This is a genomic window from Paraburkholderia sp. HD33-4 (assembly GCF_021390635.1).
GTDB lineage: Bacteria > Pseudomonadota > Gammaproteobacteria > Burkholderiales > Burkholderiaceae > Paraburkholderia.
Map to the genome: position 1 here is coordinate 2,165,739 of NZ_JAJEJS010000002.1, position 18,574 is coordinate 2,184,312.

The 18,574-nt window shown below is 60.3% G+C and carries 12 protein-coding genes and 2 pseudogenes; 8 read left to right on the forward strand and 6 right to left on the reverse strand.

The annotated features are described in order from the left end of the window. Positions 1–66 precede the first annotated feature (66 nt). The 5 genes from L0U84_RS29815 to L0U84_RS29835 all read left to right on the forward strand — a co-directional run bounded on the left by L0U84_RS29815 (position 67) and on the right by L0U84_RS29835 (position 8,464). Positions 67–2,070, forward strand: a complete 2,004-nt coding sequence (locus L0U84_RS29815) for a bifunctional DedA family/phosphatase PAP2 family protein (RefSeq protein ID WP_233855660.1) — start codon at positions 67–69, stop codon at positions 2,068–2,070. Between the two features lie 28 nt (positions 2,071–2,098). Then, a complete protein-coding gene (locus L0U84_RS29820) occupies positions 2,099–2,512 on the forward strand; it encodes a hypothetical protein (protein WP_233855661.1) in 414 nt (137 codons plus the stop codon). Between the two features lie 559 nt (positions 2,513–3,071). Further along, a complete protein-coding gene (locus tag L0U84_RS29825) occupies positions 3,072–4,319 on the forward strand; it encodes a phospholipase A (protein ID WP_233855662.1) in 1,248 nt (415 codons plus the stop codon). Positions 4,320–4,617: 298 nt separating this feature from the next. Then, on the forward strand, positions 4,618–5,850 hold the full coding sequence (locus L0U84_RS29830) for a hypothetical protein (RefSeq protein WP_233855663.1): 1,233 nt from the start codon (positions 4,618–4,620) through the stop codon (positions 5,848–5,850). 16 nt (positions 5,851–5,866) lie between these two features. After that, a complete protein-coding gene (locus L0U84_RS29835; protein WP_233855664.1) occupies positions 5,867–8,464 on the forward strand; it encodes an ATP-binding response regulator in 2,598 nt (865 codons plus the stop codon). A 505-nt stretch (positions 8,465–8,969) separates the two neighbouring features. Here the strand turns inward: L0U84_RS29835 and L0U84_RS29840 are convergent. Both L0U84_RS29840 and L0U84_RS29845 read right to left on the reverse strand, forming a co-directional pair. Next, entirely contained in the window at positions 8,970–10,094 is a 1,125-nt protein-coding gene (locus L0U84_RS29840) for a glycosyltransferase (protein ID WP_233855665.1), read from the reverse strand. A 108-nt stretch (positions 10,095–10,202) separates the two neighbouring features. Then, positions 10,203–10,799 (reverse strand): annotated as a pseudogene (locus L0U84_RS29845) (sugar transferase); the annotation flags it as partial. A 537-nt stretch (positions 10,800–11,336) separates the two neighbouring features. Between L0U84_RS29845 and L0U84_RS29850 the strand changes: the two are divergent. After that, positions 11,337–12,653: a glycosyl hydrolase gene (locus tag L0U84_RS29850; protein ID WP_233855666.1), complete on the forward strand. Its 1,317-nt coding sequence runs from the start codon at positions 11,337–11,339 to the stop codon at positions 12,651–12,653. A 630-nt stretch (positions 12,654–13,283) separates the two neighbouring features. On the opposite strand, the gene L0U84_RS43870 is transcribed toward L0U84_RS29850, so the two are convergent. Continuing rightward, entirely contained in the window at positions 13,284–13,406 is a 123-nt protein-coding gene (locus L0U84_RS43870; RefSeq protein WP_267939970.1) for a hypothetical protein, read from the reverse strand. Beyond that, positions 13,403–13,879, reverse strand: a complete 477-nt coding sequence (locus L0U84_RS29855; protein ID WP_326491211.1) for a porin — start codon at positions 13,877–13,879, stop codon at positions 13,403–13,405. Before L0U84_RS29855 ends, L0U84_RS43870 begins: the two co-directional genes overlap by 4 nt. Here L0U84_RS29855 and L0U84_RS29860 point away from each other — a divergent pair. Both L0U84_RS29860 and L0U84_RS29865 read left to right on the forward strand, forming a co-directional pair. After that, positions 13,848–14,217 (forward strand): annotated as a pseudogene (locus L0U84_RS29860) (DDE-type integrase/transposase/recombinase); the annotation flags it as partial. The gene L0U84_RS29855 and the pseudogene L0U84_RS29860 overlap by 32 nt on opposite strands. A gap of 197 nt (positions 14,218–14,414) precedes the next feature. Beyond that, positions 14,415–15,308, forward strand: a complete 894-nt coding sequence (locus L0U84_RS29865) for a class I SAM-dependent methyltransferase (RefSeq protein ID WP_233855667.1) — start codon at positions 14,415–14,417, stop codon at positions 15,306–15,308. Positions 15,309–16,068: 760 nt separating this feature from the next. On the opposite strand, the gene L0U84_RS29870 is transcribed toward L0U84_RS29865, so the two are convergent. After that, positions 16,069–17,172 (reverse strand): glycosyltransferase, encoded by a 1,104-nt coding sequence (locus L0U84_RS29870; protein WP_233855668.1) that lies wholly within the window; start codon positions 17,170–17,172, stop codon positions 16,069–16,071. 278 nt (positions 17,173–17,450) lie between these two features. Beyond that, positions 17,451–18,539: a GNAT family N-acetyltransferase gene (locus L0U84_RS29875; protein ID WP_233855669.1), complete on the reverse strand. Its 1,089-nt coding sequence runs from the start codon at positions 18,537–18,539 to the stop codon at positions 17,451–17,453. Positions 18,540–18,574: the final 35 nt, after the last annotated feature.

Sequence of the window (18,574 nt, forward strand, 5' to 3'; positions counted from 1 at the left end):
CCGCGCCCACGGCGTGTCCGTGCGCGTTATGATCGGTCGTTACGCCCGAACGGCCGATCGCGCACGATGGAGCACGCCTACATCAACCTTTTGCATCTGCTCGCCGGCCACTCGACGTGGATGCTCGCGGTCGTGTTCCTCGCCGCGTTTTTCGAAGCGATCGCGGTCATCGGCACCTTCATCCCCGGCAGCACCGCGATGTTCCTCGCCGGCGCGCTGACGGGCACCGGCTCGCTGAGCCTGGCCTGGGTCTTCGGGTGGGCGATCGTCGGCGCGATCGCCGGCGACGGCATCAGCTTCTGGCTCGGCGATCGCTACAAGGAGCGCATCGTCACTCTGTGGCCGTTCCGCACGCACCCCGGCGTACTCGATGCGGGCCAGCGGTTCTTTCTGAAGCATGGCGCGAAGAGCGTCGTGCTCGCCCGCTTCATCGGCCCATTGCGGGCGATCGTGCCCGTCGTCGCAGGCATGATGGGCATGCGGCCGCTGCGCTTCTTCGCGATCAACGTGCTCTCCGCATTGCTATGGGCGCCCGCGCACATCCTGCCAGGTGTCGTGTTCGGCGCGTCGGTGCTGCTCGCGGGCGCGGTGTCGTTCCGGCTCGTCGTGATCATCGTGATGCTGGTGTGCATCGTGTGGCTCAGCTTTCGCGGCGCGGGGTTTCTGGTGTCGCACGCGAATGCGTGGTCGAGCGCGGCGGGCCGTCATCTCGGTAGCTGGGCATGCCGCCATCCGGGTCCGCTCGGCCGCGCCGCGCGCCGCATGCTCGACCCCGACACGCCCGATGCGACCCACCTTCTCGTGACCTCGCTGATCGTGCTGGCGGCCGGCGCGCTTTTCTTCGGGGTCCTTGAGGATGTCGTCAGCGGCGATCCGCTGACCACCATCGACCTGTCCGTCTATCACTTTCTGCAGTCGGTGCGCACGCCATGGGGCGACACGGTGCTGGCAGCGCTCGGGACGCTCGGCAGCGGCATCACGCTACTCTCGCTGGTCGTCACGCTGGCCCTGTGGATGGTGTGGGAGCGGCGCTGGCGCACGATCAGCTACTGGCTCGCGGCGGTGGTGTTTTCGCAACTGCTGATTCTCTGCCTGCAACTCGCGATGCGCCGCGCCCCGCCCAACGAGCTGATGACTGGCCACTTCGTGTTCCCCAGCAATCACGTCGCCGCCACGGTGATCGTCTATTGCTTTCTCGCGTTTCTGCTCGCGCGCCGGGTCGGCAAGCTCGAAGGCGTGCTGGTTGCCGGCGCGAGCATCATCGTCGTGATCGTGGTCGCGCTCGCGGGCGTCTACTTCGGCCGCTACTGGGTGTCCGACGCGATCGGCGGCGCGGCGCTCGCGTATGCATGGGTCGCGCTGATCGCATTGACGGCGATCTGGCGGCATCCGCAGCCGCCGCCGCAGCGCCCAATCATGCCGCTCGTGGTGCTCGCGATCATCGCGGTCAGTGTCGGCCTGCAGCTCGGCATCGCGATGCCTACGCCGCCGGACAGCGCGCCGCAACCGCCGCCGGTGCAGTTCACCCAGGCGCAGTGGAAGCTCTCCGGGTGGAAGCGCCTGCCGTGCTTTCGCTCCGACATGGGCGGCGATCGCAAGGAGCCGCTGACGCTGCAATGGGTCTCCGAGCCCGCTTCGATCCGCGAGCAGCTGCGCGCGCAGGGCTGGGTCGAGGGTACCGACGTGTCCGCGCACAGCCTGCTGTCGCTCGCTTCGCCCGACGTCGCGGCGGTGGCGCTGCCGGTGCTGCCGAAGCTGAACAACGGCGTGCCGTCGTCGCTGGTCTTCATGCGACCGGGCGAATCGCGCGAGGAACGCTACGTGCTGCGCTTCTGGCCGAGCGGCTACGCGGTCGACAACGGCACCTCCGCGGCGCCGCTGTGGGTCGGCGCGTTCGCGCACGAGCGGCTGACGCGGCCGTCCTGGCCGCTGAACATTCTGCGCATCGACCACGCCGCGGGCCCGTTTGACGCGCGCGCCCGGTCGGGTGCCGAGCTAGGCGCGACGGTCCTCGCTGAAGTCGATTGTCACGGCGTGCCGGTGTCGCTGCTGGTCTCGCCGATGGAGTGAGCGGTATCCTCAACTCGACGATTCGACAATGGAGACAACCGTGGGCCGCTTTTCGACCGAACAACTCGATGATTACGCAGCGACATTCGACCGCGACGGCATAGTCGTTCTGCGCAGGCATTTCCCGAAGGCGACGCTGCTCGCATGGCGCGACGGCCGCCTGCCGTTGCATGCGATCACGATGGAACTCGGCGACGTGATGATTCGTGATGTGCGCGCGCTGCATCGCGGCACACCCAACCGCACCGAGCTGCCACGTCCGATGGTCGTGATTGGCTATAGCCGGAGCTGGTACTTCAGACCGGAGGTCCGCATCGACGTCCCCGACGCCGTCTATCAGCAATTGGCGCCACGCGCGAAGTGCCTGCTGCGCCATATGCCGCGCGTGAACGAACTCGACAATGCGTGCGCGCCGGAGCAATACCGGAAATTCGCCTATTGAAGAAAGCATTCAGTGATCGCATTGACCGAGCAACGAATTGTCACGAAAGTGAATCGCCAATTGATGCGCAATTTCCATAAAGAAAAGGACTGATGCGAATACGGGGATACACCAGGTCGCGAATGCCACGCGATTTGACATTTAAACCTTCGTTGCGCAAATGCAACGACATGCCCGCATTACCCCTGCTTCCGCCCGCTATTTGCAACGATAGCGCTCCTAATTCATTTTTCCACTCACGCAATCCGAAATGGCACTGGCAGAATAGGTAAAAAAACCAGTTAGCGGAAACCGGCATGCATCGCCGCTTCCGCAACGAGACATGCGGACCCTGATTTGCTGCCCAATTACATGCCTTAACGCTATCGTCTCATTGCGACCTGAACTCGAAGACCAATAGGAGCTCCGTGTGCGGAATCGATTGATGTCTCGCGTGAAGAAAAACCGCCAGTCCGCCGTACGCAGTCACCGCTCGCGTGTTCCCCGATTATCTTCAAGTTCGCTCTCCGGCACGTTTTCCAGACTGATCCCCCGCTTATCGCTTTGCATCAGCGTGCTGGTGCTCGGCAGTTACTCCGCATATAGCGTCGCCGGCGTTTCCGTATTGCGTCCGCCGCGCGAAGCGCTATCGAATAGTCCGCTCGAAGTGACGATCGTCTATGCCGGCGATCAGCCCGGCGGCACCGAGGTAGACGTGCCGGCGCAATTGACCATCGCGCTCAGCAATACCGACGTGGTACCGCACAAGCTTGCTCTCACGCGCGAAAGCGGCGCCCCCGAGCATCTGAAGCTCGCCGCCGGCGAGCTGAAGGCGGTCCGCTATACCGGCACATGGCCGGAATGGGCGCGCGGTGCAATGCAGATCGACGTGCCGGACCTCGACGTGTCGCCATCGTATGTGCTGCTGACGCGTCCGCCGCACTCCGGCAAGGACGCGGCGCTCGCCTCGGCCGGGAGCGCAAACGGAACAACAGCGGGAACAGCAGCGGCGGGCACGCCGAGCGGCGCACCGTCGTCGACGAGCCTGATCGCGTCGTCGCCCGCGCCGTCACGACCGGATGCGCCGGTGCCGCAAATCAACACGTTCCTGAGCCGTTTCTCCTCCTACGAGCCGATGTACTTCGCCGATGGCTGGGGCTCGGATGGCGACAATCTCGCGAAATTCCAGCTGAGCTTCAAGTTCCGCCTCGTCATTCCGGACGACCCGCGCTCCCGTGGTTTCGCCGACAACCTGTACTTCGCCTATACGCAAACCTCGCTGTGGGCTCTCGAGGAGTACTCGGCGCCGTTCCGCGACACCAGCTATATGCCGGCACTCTTCTATTACCTCGAAGACACCGGCTGGAAGAGCAAATGGTGGAGCAGGATGGGCTTGATGGCCGGCTACGAACACGAATCGAATGGGCGCGACGGTCCCGAATCGCGCGGCATCGACTTTGTATTCATCAAACCGATCTGGGATTTCGGCGACATCCACGGCTACCATCTGACCGTCGAGCCGAAGATTTATTACTATACGCACATCGCCGGCGAGAACCACGACATCGCCGACTACCGCGGCTATGTGGATCTGCGGTTCATCTACGGAAGCCCCGACGGCGCGCAACTGGACACGACGCTGCGCAAAGGAACGCAGGGCGGCAAAGGCAGCATCGATACGCAGTTCACCTATCCATTGGCGAAGCTGATCAACAGCCGCTGGGGCGGTTACCTGTGGCTCGGCTTCTTTAGCGGTTACGGCGAGGACCTTCTCGACTACAACCAGCATCGCTGGATTGCGCGCATCGGCTATAGCATCACCCGCTAATCCGGAGTTCGCTGTAGATGCAAGCAAAGGGCCGCCGAGCGGCCCTTTTGCCGTTCGATGACGGCGCGCGGCGTCCCGCAATATATCGAAAGTTCCGCCGTAATTCTTTTAGAAGTTCGCCCAAAGCCGACCGCCACCCGGCGGGCGGCCCGTCTTAAACCGCCCTTGAATACCGTGTGCAAGAACAGACGGGCATATCGGTGCGAATTTCTCTAGAGTTGAAGGGCCGGCGGCCCAACCGGCTGGCCACGCCGCACGCTGACTTTTCCAGCGTCTATTCAAAACCAAGGAAAAACCAATGAAAACTGCTCTCCTTAAAGACGTGTCGACCGTTTCAAACGAGCCAAACGGACTTTTTTTGCATCGGCATGGTGCACCGCTTGCGCTCAAGCACGAAATTCACCCGGAACAAATCCGGGATTGCCTGCCGGCCCGTCAGGGGGGAGTCGGCTTTCTGTTCCACGCGACCGACTGGGAGACCCTTTCGTTTTCGTTTCATAACGTTCGCGAACGCAGCGAATCGTTCGAAGAGGAGCTGTGGAATACGAAGCCCTTCATCGCATCGCCGATCTATTCGGGCTCGCAGGTGATCGGCGCCAATATCGCCTGCCCGGTGCCGCTCGAAATGTGGCTCGGCAGCCCGCGCGGCATCAAGCGCTTTCGCGAGACGCAATTTTTTCCGGCTCTGGAGCTTGCCAGGAAGGCGGGCTTGAACATGGTCGCGATGGGCGCGTCGACGCCGTACGCGTGCAACTACGGCGCGCTGCCCCGGCCGGTCAAGCCGCCTCACATCACGACCGGCCACGCGGCGACCGCGGCGATGCTCAAAGACTGGGCGATGCATTGCTGCGAGCAGCTCGACCTCGAGCTCGGCAACACCAAGCTCGCGCTGTTCGGCGCGGCCGGCCGGCTCGGCACGACGGTCGCGAAGTATCTGCTGTACAAGGATGCGCCGAAGGAACTGGTACTGATCGATCTGCCGGACAAGCTCAACCTGCTGATCGACCAGGCAAAGGAACTGCTCGCGTCGGACCTGCTCGGCAAATCGAAAGTCTCGGTGCATACGTTCAGCGCGGACGCGCCGCTGCCGGCTTTCGACGGCGCGATTCTCGCGAGCAGCACGAGCGTGCCTTACCTGAGCGCCGCCGATCTCAAACGCGCGCAATTCTGGATCGACGACTCCCATCCACGCGCGGCAAGCGTCGAAGCTGAACTCGCTTCTCGCGGTCATACGCTCTATATTGAATGCTTCGCGCGTGGGCCCGCCGGACTCGACACCGCGTTCCCGTTCAGGCTGCCGTCCACCCGCGACTGCTACACCTGCTTTGCCGAAGGCTATTCGGCGTGGCAGGAAGGGATCGCATCCGATTTCATCATCGGCAGCCCGCCCGTGTGGTCGGTCTCTTATACTCATGGTCTGCTGAAGAAGTACGGCTTTTCGGTCGGACCGTTCCATGGCAAGAACGGCGATTCGCTCACCGAAGGCGTCGAAGCACAGCAATTCAATACGCATGAAATGATGAGTTCCTGATGAACTCGGAGGCCTGATGGCGATACCGCGCGAAAGCATGCGGGATATGCTGGAACGAAGCAGGTTCGCGATTCGATGGGGAGGCGCACTCGGCCTCCTGTGTCACCCCATCTATTACGTCGTCTGGACCTACATCCTTCCGCAGCCTTACGACAATCTGCTGCTGAGGCTCAGCGCGGCGGCCGTCTGCGTGCCGCTGCTGTTCCAGGCGCGCTGGCCGAGGCGTTACAACCCCGCGCTGCTGATCTACTGGCATTGCTGCCTGATTTACGTGCTGCCGTTCGTCTGCACGTTCCTGACCGTCAGAAACGGTTTCTCCACGATGTGGATGATGACCGAGGTCATGATGATCTTCATTCTGGCGCTGTGTATCGACAACCCCCTGCTGCTGATAACGTGCATCGGTATCGGCGTGTTTTCCGGCGGGCTTGCCGGCGCGTTGAGCGCGCCGGCGCCGCTCGTTCTCAGCGCGCAGGACAAGTCCAATCTCGCGCTGCTGCCGGTGGTCGTGCTGTGCAGCATGGCGTTCAGTCACGCGATCAGCAAGGGACGCATCTTCGTCGAAAAGAACCGCGCGTTGCAGGCGCTCGCGGGTTCCATCGCGCACGAGATGCGCAATCCGCTGAGCCAGCTGCGGCACGTGCTCGACCGCGTCGAGGAAGCGCTGCCCGCGGCGAGCGAAGCCGGCTCGGCGCCGACACTGACGGACGGCACCGCTTCGCTGATGTACAACCATCTCGCGCAGGGGCAATTGTCGATCGAGCGCGGCCTGCGCATCATCGCGATGACGCTCGACGAAGTCGCCGCCAAATCGATCCGTCCGGATAGCCTCAGCTACCTGCATGCTGGCGCGACCACGCGCAAGGCGCTCGCCGAATACGGCTTCGACAACGACAAGGAGCGCGCGAAGGTGAGCGTCGTCGTCAAGCGCGACTTCGTGTTCAAGGTCGACGAGACGGTCTATCTGTTCACGCTGTTCAATCTGATCAAGAACGCGCTGCATCACATCGTCGCGTATCCGCAAGCCACGCTGACCTTGAGCGTCGACCACGACTCGGTGATCGTGCGCGACACCGGCCCCGGCATCGCGCCTGAGATCCTGCAGCATCTGTTCGAGCCGTTTCGCACGGCCGGCAACTCGGGTGGCACCGGGCTCGGGCTCGCCTACTGCCAGCGTGCGATGCGCGCGTTCGGCGGCGGCATCGAGTGTGAATCGGAACTCGGCAAATTCACCGCGTTCACGCTGCGCTTTCCGCCAGTGGCGCCCGACGAGGTCGCGGAACACGAGCGACTCCTGTTCGAACGCGCGATGCCCGCGTTCAAGGGCAAGCGCGTGCTGGTCGTCGACGACGACGACACGCTGCGCGCCCGCACCCGCCGCGTCCTGACGAAGGCCGGCGCCTATGTCAGCGAGGCGTCGAGCGGCGAGCTCGCGCGCGCCACCTTGCGGCGCGCGCCGCTCTACGACCTCGTGCTGATGGACATCAGCATGCCGGAGATGGACGGCTACACGACGACCGAGCGCATCCGCGCCGAGCGCGATTGCCCGAACCGCAACGTGCTGATCGTCGCCTATACCGCCGAGCCGGGCAACGCGGTGCGGCTGCGCGCGCGGCGCGCCGGCATGGACGAGATCATCAGCAAGACGTCGAATGTGCAGGAGTTGCTTACCGCGGTGCAGGCCCTCTTCGACAACGGCGCGCGACATCAGCCGGGCGAACCGCCTGACGGCTTCGCCGGCAGAACCTTCGTGATCGCCGACGACGACACGTATAGCCGGCTCGTCGCGAAGGCGTACCTGGAACGCTGCGGCGCGAGCGTCGTCGAGGCGGACCACGGCCAGGCGGTGCTGACCAAACTGCACGAAGACGGCTTCATCGACGCGATCCTGATGGACATGAACATGCCGGGCATGAGCGGCATCGCGACGACGAAGTCGATCCGCGCGCGCACCGATGCCTACGCGACGCTGCCTATCATTGCGCTGACCAGTCAGACCGATTCCAACTCGGTGCAGGCCTGCCTTGCCGCCGGGATGAACGAGGTGTTGATCAAGCCCGTGCAGGCCGGCGCGCTATACGCGTGTCTCGCACGGCAGTTCGGCAAGCGCGGCGCGCCGGTTGCGGACGCTGCGCAACGAATCGCGGAAACCGCGGGCGGGACCGCGCACACGGATTTTGCGGCAACGCCGGTAGCATTGGCCCCGGCTGCGAGCGCATCCGCGGTCGCAGCCATCGCTGAAGAAAGCCTGCTCGACGAAGCGCACCTCGAGGAACTGGTTTCGCTCGACCTGCTCGACGAATCGTTCCTGAACGGCATCGAACAGATCCACTCGCTCGTCGCGCGGCTTGCGGGCAGCAGCGCGGCCGTCGATATCGAGGCGACGCACGCGAGCTTGCACGCGCTGCTCGGGGTCAGCGGCAACATCGGCGCGAAGGCGCTGCATCGCTACGCACGGCAGATCTATCCACGAGTGATCGCCGGTGAGTGGCCAGTGGAAACCGACTGGCTCGCGCAGATCCGCGCGCTGAGTGCGAGCTCGACCGAAGCGTTGCAGCGGTATTACGCGTCGGCGAAAGGCTTGCGTGATCATCGGGATGCGCTGAGTGATTGAGCGGGTGGGTTCGGGCGCCCTTCTTGCCGCGCTACACCCGCTCTTGCTTTGACGCAAACCACGCGCGCGTTTTGCAATCAGGCCGGATCGACCTCATCCACCGAAGGTGAGATTGCAGCCACTGGCGGCTTCGGGACGAGCCGCCGTTTCGGCGACATCAGGTCCATCATGAAACGCCGGCCCCCAACTTCGACGACGTGATAGAACACGGTCGACGCAGCGAATGTTTGGAATTCAATGCAAGGTAAAGGGTCCTGGCGTATTCTCCAGCATCTGCAATTTCCACGGCGATATGGTGCCGATGAATGATCCGTCCACGCTGCTGCACTTGCGGTGGACGAATGTGATCGGCGCCTCTGGCATAGAGCGTTATCTCGCGCGGATTTAGCATTCGAACACCGGCACCGCGAGCCCTTCTCGGCATTCATCGGGGAGGACGGTCGCGCATAGGTTCGAAAGTGCGCGGCCCGCGCGAGCCGCGCTTAGGCCACGCAGCTTCCGGCAACTATTCGCTCACCACCGGACCGCCTTGGCGAATACGGTTTAGCTCGGCCGAATAAAGCAGCACCATGTTGTTGAAGAAGCGATCTTCACTGAATCTGCTGTGTGCTTCCTGCTGAGCGCGGCGCGATAGACGTTCACGGAAGTCATCGTCCGTCATCATTCTCGCGATCAGCGCGGTCGCCTGCGCCGCCGTCTGGTAGAGGACGCCGGTCGAATCATGACGAATGGTGTCGATATTGCCGGGACACTGTGAAGCCACAACGGGCGTGCCGAGCGTCATTGCTTCGATCAGGGAGATCGGCATCCCCTCCCACGTAGCAGTCGACAGATAGATATCCGCTTGCGCGACCGCATCGAGAACGTTCGCACGTGGAAGCCAACCGGTCACGCGCACTCCGGCGTCTTCGAGCGTCCTCTTCAGACCTGCGTCGCCGTCGCCGATCCACACGAACTCGGCACCTCCGCGCTCAAACAAACGGGCAATCTCCGCGAATAGCCGGGGATTCTTTTGCACACGAATGCCGCCCACCGTCACAATTTTTCGCGTGCTCGTCGTGTTGGCTTTGTCCTCGCGTGACCGACGATTGTCGCGCTGAACAGCGACGGCCCGGTCAATCGCGTTCTCGACCAGCACTGCCTCCCGCCGCAAGTGGCGACGAATCGTGGCACATTCGCTTTCCGAGCAGCCTACATAGGTGCAGTTTTTTATACTGGCGAGAAATTCCAGTGCGACGAAACAGTATCGTTTCATCCTGCCAATGTCCCTCCGCATAAAAGAAATGCAATGAGGGCTATATAAAAATGCCGTCTCCGGTAGCGCAAACAGAGTCGAAATTCGTCCGAGGAAACCCGCGAAAGACGAGTGCATATGGACGATATCCGGCTTCAATTCAATGATCTGCCGACGCAGGTCGGACAGCACGCGTGGCAATGACGGTCCCTTCATCTGTAGATGCTGCAGCACGACGTCCGGGTGGAACATCGCGCGTAGATTCTTCGGCGTTTCTTCGCGCTCGGAATAGATGACATAAACCTCGTGACCTTCCTTGGCGAGCCGAGTGGCAAGCGTACTTACAACCGCAAGCGTTCCCGTTGCAGTCGATTCGACCACGTGAACCACTCTCATAGCATTTTCCTCGTGTATTGATGAGCACCAACGGGAAACGTCGCCGTTTCGTCAAGGCGATCGGGCCGACATACAATCTCCGACACGGTAAGCGAACCTCAACCGGCCTTAGTAGGCGCCGTCTTTCGCGAATACGACTTTGACGGTTCTCAAAAGAATCGAAATGTCGAATGCCAGCGAGCGGTTCATTGCGTATTTGACGTCGAGCGAAACTCGCGTCGGATAGTCGACATCGTTCCGGCCGCTAACCTGCCACAAGCCCGTCATTCCAGGCTTCAGCGCGAGGTAGTAACGGACATCGTGGCCATATCGAACCAGTTCCTTTTGCACGACAGGGCGGGGGCCAACCAGGCTCATATCGCCGCGCAGCACATTCCAGAGCTGTGGCAATTCGTCCAGACTCGTCTTTCGCAGAATGCGACCGACCGAAGTGATTCGAATATCATTTTTCAGCTTGAAATCGCGGTCCCATTCAGCACGGGCCTGCGGGTCCGTTGCGAGCAGTTTGGCAAGAACTTCATCCGAGTTCTTCACCATCGAGCGGAATTTCAGGCACCTGAAAGTACGTCCTCCCTGGCCAATTCGTGGGTGACCATAGACGGCGCTTCCGCGGTCGCGCATGACGATCAGCGCAATGGTCAGCAGAACCGGAAAGAGCAGCATGAGCAGAACAGATGCCCCGCAGACGTCCATGGTTCTCTTTACGGCGTCACCCCACCAGTTGCCCCGGGGATTCGCGCTTATCGAATTTGAGTCATCCGAGGCGAGCTGTTTTGACATGACGTTGATGCACGCGCCTTCCAGTTCCGGATCCGCGGCGGCGTCGGAATCGAACATATTATCCCCTTGAAGGTCTTGATTCGTCTTATAGCCGAACTGTCACAGCAAAAATCACGGCAAATTAATCATGTCAGACGTTTGCTTCTGGCAAACGTTAAACTTGCATATGTACTTCCCGATTTCTCTTTTGGCTAAACAGGAAAGACGCTTTTCGCCTTAAATAAAATTTGCGCATTCAAGAAAGGCTAAAAGTGGAGCTTCGATGAAAGGACGATTTGTTTACTGGTCGTACCCAAATCTATTCCGATGGAACAACGTTTAGCGAGTACGCGCCGGTCATCCACAGCAGAAGTATGCTGGATTGACCCCTTTAGCAAATGCGCTCTACCGCACACGACGGTAGAATTTGCACATTGCCGGTAGAACCTGCTCATCGCGAAGTTCGCCGAATGTTATTCGGCATTGGATATTGCGGCTTTGCGCTGCATGGCTTTGGGGCCTGCGAACGTGTCGGGCGAGAAAGTTTTGGAGTGGCAATTGACCCCTCGGATAATACTTTTCCCTTTATTCGCCGTTTTGACTCTTCTGTGCGGGCAGCCAATGTCCGCGCTTGCGAGTACGACCACCGCCACGGTTCGACAGCTCGCAGCGCACCAACCGCCGCCGACCGGAAGCGGCGGCGACCGTTTCGCAATGGACGTGAACTGCGATCTATGGAGTGCGGATCAGACGGCACTGAGCGAATGCTCGAAAGACCTCGATCTGATTTCCCGATTGGGTGTAGGTACAGTTCGCCTCGGCGCTTCGTGGGAGTTCATGACGCTGGCTGACGGTAGCACGCTGGATCCTAAAAGGGTGGCCTTCCTGAAATCGCTTCTGAATGCTGCACGTACGCGGGGTATGAAGATTCTTTTCCAGGTGGGCATGTACGCGCCGGCTAGCGCATATCATTGCCCCGCGACCCGCAATCCGCCGACGGCTTCCTCGTCGCGACTCGACTTCTGCGATGCCGCTTTCACAAAGTATCTGGGCTCGCTGATGGACCTCGTCCTTCCATTCACGGCCGACATCGAGCTGTTCAATGAGACCAACTGGTCGTTCTCCGCAAGCGACCCGTCGTACGGCGATCCGAACGGAATCTCGGGCTATATTTTGACTCGGAGCAAGACGCTGTATTCGAAAGCGAAGACCGTGCTGAACTCCAGGAACAAGTCGGGCTACAAGACGGTTCTGCACACCCAGGGCATCTCGTACTTCTACAACTCGGCTTACCCGGACCGCGGCTGGAAACCGCCTGCAGGTAACGAGTTGATTGAGGCAACCGACTACATCAAGGCGATAGGCAACAATACGAAGAGCGCTTTGAGCCCGCTGAACACGACAATCGATGTCGTCGACGTTCACCCGTATTTCAACGGCGCGGACTTCGACATATTGATGCAATCGTTCATGACGACCGTTTCGAATCTCGTTGCGAGTGGTTCCAAGCCGATCTGGCTCACGGAAACCAACAATGGCACGAACCTTTCGGACGCCGGACAACTTGCGGCTTTCAATCAGCTGAAGGTTCTGATGAACAACGGTTCGGTGGCGAAGGCCTTCTGGTATGTCGTGCGTAACGGCGCCCCGAGCAACGGCGAAGGCGACACCTACTCGATCTACGACTACAACCGTAACCTGATTCGTCCGCAGCTGGCCGCCGCTATTCAGGCATACACGGCGACAATTCCGCAAGGGCAGCGATTTCTGTCGGGCTCTTATCTAATGCCGATCAAGTAAAGCCAGCCGCTATAGTCATTTTGCCGCGCTACCGTGCTCCGGCTTGCTTGATGGTTTGAGACTTTCGTCTGTCGATTCTCTCGCGCGCGCAACGCAAAGTGCACACACAAAGACACCAATCGCCACGCCGATCAATAGACACGCGGCATGTGTCAAGAAGCTTAGCATCTCCCCTCCAATCCCTTAACGACCACAACGAATTATTCGAGGCGTCGGCCCAGTGACGCGACTATGGTCTGGGCATCTTCCCAAACTGCACACTTCCCATCCCGGCTGCAATGTCGGACTGCCTTGCAAGAAGATAACATCCAAAGCGTGAACCGAATTATGTTACCAGATATTTCTCAGAGGCATCAAAAAAGAGCCGATCATGCTAATGCCCGCCATATGTAGCGCGACTGCTCGTCTTTTCAACGGAAGCCAACCGCAATTGCCGACATTTTGACTCATAGCAACCCAAGGAATTGAGTCTTGCCGGCAAATGCACGCAGAGATCGATGCACTTTTTCTGACTACCTTTCCAAAGCGAAAACGCACGACGATGAAACGTGCATCGTCGTGCGTCGAATGGAAAAAAGGCCCAACGGTGTCGCTATCTGCCATTCCCGCTTGCAACGCAAACCACCATGTTCAGAACTTATGCAGCACGCCGAGCGCAATCGCCAGCTGATTCGCGCCGGTCTTCACGGTCGTCGTCGCGACCGAAGTCGCCCAGCCCGTCGCACTCAGCGCGGCCTTCGAGCTGTTGATCACATACGTAATGTCATGTACAGCGCCGTGCGCTTCGACAGCCAGTAGTCCGCGTTGACGCCGGTGCTCAATGCGTGCGCGTCGACCTGGCGATACGCGTGGTAGTAAGTCGCGGCGGCCAGGTCCAGTGCCGGCGTCACCCTGTAGCGCACGCCCGCGAACGCCATCGACTGCGGCGGCGATGCGGCGAGCGTCGACTGGACGTCGTTCAGCAGCAATTCGTAAACGCCATACAGCGTCGCCTTGCCGATCTCATACGAACCGCCGGCCACGTAGCGCCGCTCGCTGTCACCCGATGACGCGATGGACGAACCTTGCCGCTGCTCGTACACGAACGTCAGATTCAGCGGCCCCTGAACATAGCGTCCGCCGATGTCGTACTGCTTGCCGACGCGGAACGAGCCCGCCACCGGCACGTTGTAGGTGACTGCGTCATAGCCGAAGCTGGCAGGACGGGGTTTGTCGCTGGCCCCCACGACGATCCTGCGCTGGGTGCGACGTTATGCGCCGGAATTCGTCAAACGCTGGGACCGTTTCGGCACGCCAACTGGGCGGTCCTGGCGTGTCGATGAGACGTACCTGAAGATCCGCGCCAGGTGTGTCTATCTCTACAGGGCGGTAGATCGGGCCGGCCAGACAGTTGACTTCATGCTCCGTGTAAAGCGCGACGTGAAGGCGGTCAAAGCCTTTTTTCAGGAGATCCGTCAAACATCCGGGCCAGCCGCCGAAGACAAGCACGCTGGATGGCTACGCCGCTTCACACCGCGCGGTGCGTGAGATCAAGGAAGACGGCCTGCTGCCTGAAGACACCAAGGCTACTGTCGCCGGATGCGCCCCCGCAATGCGGCCTAGGTCACACCCGGGCCATGAATGAAGGATGCGGGACCGTGCATCTGGTTTACTGTCTTGGTTCAACGATGCTATGACTGATGTGGTGCGCCGCGCAGCGCAGATCATCCGATCCGGTCGGCTTTTTAGGGTTTGCTCACGGGGACTCTTCGCATACCAACGATGATAAAACGCAACGCCAGAATGACGCTCCGCCAAACAATCGGGCGCCCGCTGCTCAAAGCGGTGGCCCAATTGCCCGAACCTATCCAGAGAGCCATGTGGGCACCCCAGGTGCGTCGCATCTGCATCAGGTTGCCTTTAGTCCGGGCCGTCTATACCGTCTGCCGGGACTATTCAGGCTGCCTGCGTCGTCATCCCTTCGACGCGCAATACGGCATCGATACCAGTGGCCTGGTGTTTCCATTCGAGCTGCAAGCGAATTCGCAACATGTCGATCAACTGAATGGGTACATGGGCTCGCAACCGTCCATCATCCGGCGCGCCCTTGATGCGCTCGGCCCAATCGACGGCTATACCTTCGTCGACATCGGTTGCGGCAAGGGCCGACCGATGATCGTAGCGTCCGAGTATCCCTTCGACGCAGTTCTAGGTTACGACATCAACACCGATCTCGTCGCCACCGCGAACGCAAACGCCGCAGCAATCGGGCAACGCTTCCCGGACCGGCCGCCCATTCGGGCCACGACTGCCGATGTCGCCGATCTGGTCTTGCCAAACGGCAAGGTCGTGATTTTTCTCTTCAATCCGTTTGGCCCCGAGCTGATCTCGGCTCTGATTCGCAAACTGGAGAAGGCGCTATCGGACCGCACCATCACGCACCTCTTCGCCGTGTACTACCACCCCGTGTCAGGCGATATCTTCGACGGCGCTGCGGCTTTGCGGCGCTGGTATGCGGCGACGCTCCCCTATGATGAGCATGAGATCGGCTTTGGACCGCTGGAGAGCGAAGGCGTGGTGATCTGGCAAAGCATACGCGGCGCGCGACCTGACACATGCGTTCACCGCAATCTGCCGATCGCGTCCAAAGACCGCTTGAACGCCGTCGTCGGCTAACGCGACGACACCCCCACGCAACAATGCCCCGTTCGCGATACGCCATGTCTTCGACGGCGACCACGCCGCCTCGATGGCTCACGCGAATTGCGATACGTCAATTTGATGGCTGAATTGATGACCTTGCTGAAGAGGGCGTAGGCCGCGGCCATGTCGGGCCTCTCGCCTTGAACAATCGCATCCGTAGCACCGGGGACGTTCACCTCTTTCGCCTTATTTACTTCCCAAAAAATTGCTACTGGAAGACTGGCGAGTAAAAGGCTTCCCACCGCTTTCGCCTTCTCACCCGACGGAAAGCATCCCGTTTATTATTGTCCGCTGTCGTTCTGTATTTTTTCGTTCTGCTGCAGTTCTATAAACTTCCGGACCGAATGAACTGGCGCAGGTGACTTTGACCAACAAAAGACAAGCAATAAAACGGTCACGTGTGAGGCATGCCTATAGGTCGCACCAGCCCTAGCGGATCAGAATATCCAGCAGAATGAATGAGCATTTAGTGCGCCGCCACACGCCCGTTCGAAACTCCGACGAGTCGCGGCTGATTTCGATCTGGCTGCTGGCAAACGCCAGAATCTACTCGTCTGTCAGCATGCCCGCCTTCGCTTGCAGGCTGCCCTGTTGCGGCACGCGTAACACGCTTTCGTTCATTACCTCCGCGCCGAACTTACGCCCGACGGTGAGACTTGCCCACGGCCTCTGCGCCGCTCGCGTCACCGCAACGCCGTGAAGCCGGCGACATGATTATCAGAACCGGGCGACTTCACACGCTGCCCAGCAGACGCTCCCATTCAGACAGGATGCAATCAAACGAGAAGTCTTTCGCGCGTGCGCGGCGCGATGCTTTCGCGCCGTCCGCATCGGCCGTCGTCAGCTCTCGCACCATCGCATCGGCCAGATCGGTGACGGCGCCGTTGGCGATGAGTGCGCCGTGACGACCGCCATCGAGCACTTCCCGTGGCCCAGACGGGCAATCGGTCGAAACGATGCGCGCGCCCTGGTAGAGGGCCTCGATCAGCACCAGCGGCAAACCCTCGAAGCGCGAGGATGTAGCGAAGAGTGAAGCACGCGCCATTGCATGATGCGGGCTGATAAAGCCGGGTAGGTGCACACGATCCGCGATGCCGAGTTCGCTCGCTAGCCGCTCGAGCGCATCGCGCTCCTCACCTTGACCCAGGATGACGAGATCAACATCCGAAACGCGTTCCGAAACAAGCGCGAACGCCTGGATCAGCAGGTCAAAGCCTTTTTGACTAGTGAGGCGTCCCACAGACAGTACGAAGGGCTTTTTCATCCACGGCGCCGCGACTAGCGCATCCGCCATGTGACTGTCGATGTGCGCGAAGTCGATAGGGTTATGAATACAGACGATACGCGAGGCGTGGCGCGGGAACATCGTGCGCAGGCCCTGTGCTACGCCCTCGCTAACGGCGATTGTCTGCTGCGAGAAGCGCAGGTTCAGCCCGAAAAGCGCCTTGTAGATGACGCGCTGGGGTGTGCCCTTGTTCGCGAGGAACACCCTCAGATCTTTGTGCAGCCACAGCACGACGGGCTTGCGAAAGATCGCGCCGAACAGCACTGCTGCCAGATGCGTCTTGATCTCAAGTGACCCAACAATTACGCCCGCGTCACACAAGGCGCGCCAGAGCGAGACCGCCCGGCCGCCGTGGGCGGCGAAGACCGACTTTCCCACGCGCGCAAGGTTCTTCGGCAACGCGTGGTCGGCACGCTTCTCGCTGAAGGCGTGGATACGTGCCTCACCCCCAACAGCAATGATCCCGCTCACCACGTTGAGCGTCACGAGTTCTGCGCCCCCACCCCGGATGTCCTGCATCAGAAACAGTGCGTTTTTCATAGTTTCTTTCATGGATTTATGTCATCTCTTCACTATCTTTATGCCCCGATAATCGGGGGTTTGGGCAGCGAGGCCACGCATGATTTCTGCCCCCCAGTCACCGATGATCCCAGCGGGCGCCGGAAGCTCGAAAGATGCGGCTGGCAGTGGTCAAGACTGGCGTTTCCGTTTTACTGGTTCCGTGGGCAACCGCACGCATTGTTCTAACTCAAGCAAATCTTCCGGTTCACCGAAGAAAACCTTGAAGCTTCAGCGAGCGATTGCGTAATCAGAGACCTGAGTAGTCTCAGTTAAAGGTTGGGGGAAGAATACCCCGTACCCGAATCTGGCGCGATCCGCTGCCTAAGGATGCGCGCGAGGGAGAACATCGTACTTGCTCGCTCGACGCAGAGACGCTGCTTCAGCGTACCGCCGAAACCTTCCAGAAACTTGCAGGTGCCACGGCTATAGAAGCCGTCCATATCGAATGTAAGTTTGCGTTTGAGCGCCTGCTGAATCGCCGTCCAGATCAGCAGGCTGATCGCGCCGCTGTGCGATCCGGCTTCGCGCGAAGACATCAGATAGTACATCGCATGCTGGTCCCAAACGACAGCGATGGCGGCGACGAGCCGCCCTCCGGGACCGTAAGCGCCCAGCAACTGCCCAGCTCTTCGCTCGACGAAAGCGTTGGCGAGCTGACGCATTACGCTGCTTTCGTAGGCGTTCTTGCGGGACCGTTCGAGCAGATTCGCTTCATAGAACTGCACAAATTTAGATGGCGCGGTGACCGGCGCGACGACCAGCTTCTTTCCGGCGCTGCGGATGGCGTTTCGGGTTTTGCTGTGCATCCGGGCCCAGACCTCGTTAGCCGTGCGCTCTGGCGAAATCTGAAACGTATAGCGCACGGATACAGTAAAACCGTGCAGTGAAAAAGCGAGCGCATCTTCGATACGCGGGTCGAACAGCTGATAGAAGCTATCGAAATTCGGCAGCTGTTCGATGAGTGCAGATGTGACGGCCTGGCGATGATGCTGTTCGCGGCGGCCATCGAGGCCCATGGGTGCGATGATTGGACCGAGTGTGCGAGTGAGCGGCGGAAGACGCGAAATCCGCCATCCTCCCTTGCGGGTGGAACAGTAAGGCAACTGGCCCAGCAACTGCTTGCCGTGCTCAACTTTGGCCATGCTCCAGTGCCCGCCGGTTGCAATTTCGAGCCACCATGGTTCGTGGAAAATCGAAAAAGCTGGAGGCTCACCAATTGGTCGCGCACGCGCGGCAACAGGCAGTACTACGCTGCCTTGGAGACCGCAGTACGGGTTTTCTTCATCGGCGAAAGTTTTCAACATTAGGCTCGGTGATCCGATTTTATGGGCGCTTTCAAAGCTGTAGCGCAACAGCACGACAATGACCGGAAGCTAACGCCATCTATACGGTT

Coding starts and splice junctions, on each gene's coding strand:
- L0U84_RS29820 (WP_233855661.1), top strand. CDS start 2,099: ATGGAGACAACCGTGGGCCGCTTTTCGACCGAACAACTCGATGATTAC.
- L0U84_RS29815 (WP_233855660.1), top strand. CDS start 67: ATGGAGCACGCCTACATCAACCTTTTGCATCTGCTCGCCGGCCACTCG.
- L0U84_RS29840 (WP_233855665.1), bottom strand. CDS start 10,094: ATGAGAGTGGTTCACGTGGTCGAATCGACTGCAACGGGAACGCTTGCG.
- L0U84_RS29830 (WP_233855663.1), top strand. CDS start 4,618: ATGAAAACTGCTCTCCTTAAAGACGTGTCGACCGTTTCAAACGAGCCA.
- L0U84_RS29865 (WP_233855667.1), top strand. CDS start 14,415: ATGATAAAACGCAACGCCAGAATGACGCTCCGCCAAACAATCGGGCGC.
- L0U84_RS29870 (WP_233855668.1), bottom strand. CDS start 17,172: ATGAAAGAAACTATGAAAAACGCACTGTTTCTGATGCAGGACATCCGG.
- L0U84_RS29835 (WP_233855664.1), top strand. CDS start 5,867: ATGGCGATACCGCGCGAAAGCATGCGGGATATGCTGGAACGAAGCAGG.